The 2,869-nt window shown below is 37.6% G+C and carries 2 protein-coding genes and 1 pseudogene; all 3 read right to left on the bottom strand.

All coding sequences use genetic code 11. The features are described 5' to 3' along the window. Positions 1-402: pseudogene (locus AC220I_RS20885) on the bottom strand (phosphate ABC transporter permease PstA); the annotation flags it as partial. Continuing rightward, positions 402-1,325, bottom strand: coding sequence for a phosphate ABC transporter permease subunit PstC (gene pstC, locus AC220I_RS20880; RefSeq protein WP_486725802.1), 924 nt, complete (start codon positions 1,323-1,325; stop codon positions 402-404). The pseudogene AC220I_RS20885 and the gene pstC, both read right to left, overlap by 1 nt. A 78-nt stretch (positions 1,326-1,403) precedes the next feature. Further along, positions 1,404-2,432 (bottom strand): PstS family phosphate ABC transporter substrate-binding protein, encoded by a 1,029-nt coding sequence (locus tag AC220I_RS20875; protein WP_486725801.1) that lies wholly within the window; start codon positions 2,430-2,432, stop codon positions 1,404-1,406. Between the last annotated feature and the right edge of the window lie 437 nt (positions 2,433-2,869).

The raw sequence follows: 2,869 nt of genomic DNA, 5'->3' as shown, positions 1-2,869 counted from the left end.
GGCCAAGTTTGACAAGTTTACCTTTATGAAAGATGAAATCTTGCCCTTGGTCGCATATTCTTCAAGGTATATCGCAGTGGATACACCAATGACAAGTGTAACGGGAATCACCACGGCTATTAAGCCAAGCGAACCCACTATTGCGCCCCAAATTCCTGCTTTTTCAGGGAATCTAGACAAACGACCTGATAAGAACTGAATATCTAACCAGCCCATACTCTGAACACCAATTCTATAAAGCAATAGCCCTAATACCATCAAGGCGAAAATCATAGATAAGAAGAATACCTTTTTAGAGATGTTATTAATGAGTATACGGCGATCAATTCGCTTTTTGTTTATGTCAATCTTATATTCGCTTTGAGCTTCATTAGGTGATAATTGAAATTCGTAATTCATCATTAATACTCCTCCCTAAATCTCTTGGAGATATATTGTGCTGCAAGGTTTAAAACAAGGGTAAACAAGAAAAGCATGAGGCCAACTGCATATAAACTGTAGTAACCCGTCGTACCACTTCCTGCATCACCACTTGTGAATTCAACGATGTAAGCGGTCATGGTCTGCATTGAATGTGTAATATCAAATGTAAAATTCTTTGAGCTTCCGCTTGCGATGGTTACAATCATGGTTTCTCCAATCGCTCTTGAGATCGCTAGTACAAAAGAAGCCATGATACCTGAAATTGCTGCTGGAATAACAACCTTTAGAGTAACTTCAAGCTTAGTTGAGCCAAGACCGTAAGCACCTTCTCTCATGGCGTTGGGTACAGATCTCATCGCATCCTCAGACAAAGAGGTCACTAGGGGCAATATCATTATGCCCATGACAATTCCAGGACTAAGCGCATTTTTTGCTTCTAGGGTTGGTATGATTTTCATCAACATGGGTGTTACGAACGAATAGGCAAAGAAGCCATATACGATGGTCGGTACACCAGCTAGGATTTCCATCATAGGCTTAAGTATACGACGTACTCTTTCAGATGCAAATTCACTGAGGTACATTGCCGCCGTCAGCCCGAGCGGTACAGCTACTGCCATTGCAATTAGGGATGTTAACAGAGTCCCATTAATCAAAGGCAAAATACCAAAGTGTGGATCAGCGCTAAGTGGCGCTAGTTTTGTACTGAAGAAATCTGAAAACGGCACCTTTTGAAAAAACTTATAGGCATCGGTAAATAAAGTCAGTACAATTCCAATTGTTGTGACCACCGATACAGATGCACATACTAAAAAGAAAATCGGCATGGCCTTGTCGGTGGTTCTTTTATTCTTTATGAAGTTATTTTTTATGATTTCCCTAACATTTGTTTTCTGTTCCAAGTGGGTCACTCCTCATAACACAATTTTAAGATGAGGGGATTTGACCCCTCATCTTAATATCCCTACATTTTTTTCAATCTATTTAAGTGCTTCTAATTGTTTTGCATAACCTTCATATACACTTGCTGGCATTGGTGCAAAACCATTTTCTCCAGCTAATCTAGCTGCACCTTCTGGTGATACTACATATTTTGCATAATCAAGAACCTGTGGTTTTTCGATTGCATATTTTGCATTGAGGTATGTGAATACAGGTCTTGTAAATCCAGCATAATCTAAATCTTCGCCAATTGTATCAAGTGTTGGTTCAACTGGACCATTACCAAAATCAACTTTTACAGCTGTTAATTTGTCTTGGTTACTTGCATAGTAGCCATAACCGAAGTAAGCAATTGCATTTTTATCTTTAGAAACTAAGTCAACTAGTGTTGAATATTCTTGTTGTAAGCTAGCTGTTGTTACCATTGCTTGCTCATCTAAGATTTTTTCATAGAAGAACTCATAAGTACCGTGGTTTTCGTTTGGACCATAGAACTTAATTTCTTCTGCTGGCCACTCAGGTCTAATGTCAGACCATAACACTTTGTCATCTTCTTTATATTTACCAGATAAGAACATATTTACGATTTCATCTCTTGTCATTTCTTGTGCCCAAGTGTTGTCTTTGTTAATTACGATTGTTAAACCATCATATGCCACTTTGAACTCAAGAACATCTTTACCAAACTCATAACCTTGCTCTTTTAAACCTTCAATTTCTGAATCTTTGATTGCTCTAGATGCATCTGAAAAATCAGTTTCGCCTGGAATGAATTTTTTAAAGCCTGCACTTGATCCTGCACGACCAACTTGTACACTAACATCTGGTTGAACATTTACCATATACTCTTCTGCGATATGTGCCATTAAAGGATAAACTGTACCAGAACCATCAATAATTACTTGTCCTTCTAATTTGGTCATTTCTTCAGCATCAGTTTTCGTTGTTTCATTAGAAGTTGCTTCATTCGTTGGAGCAGCCGCTTCTGTTTTTGAACCACAAGCTGTTAACGAAAGCATCAACATAAACACAAGTATTAAAACGCCTAAAACTTTAAAATTCTTCATTATAGTATTTCCTCCAAATTTTTGATTAATTCGTTGTCTTATGATCAACCTTAAGTACACTTTAACACCCCTATGTTATAGACAAATAAATCCAATGTTAAATGGATGTTAAGTGTCACAACTTCTTATCAAGCATTTAATGCTAAAAACATGTTTTCCCGTTACCCTTCTCATTTAACTGCATTTCAGAAATTGATACTCCCTGCTCAAAGCTGGATAAGGCCTAATGATATGCAACAAAAAAGCACACATGGTTTATCCATGCGTGCTTTCGCTTCTTATGATGTGCTTTGGTTTTGTATTATTTGCTTTTGTTTGGTATTATTTGCTTTCGATTTTTATTATTTGTCTTCACTTGCGACGATTCGCCTTAGCTTGCTATCATGTGCCATGGCCTGTTACTAAATGCCTTTGCTGTGTCATAAGGCCTAAGTTAT

It is taken from the genome of Fusibacter sp. (assembly GCF_057447755.1).
The sequence above is the reverse complement of the archived record's forward strand: the minus strand, read 5'-3'. Positions and strand labels throughout refer to the sequence as shown.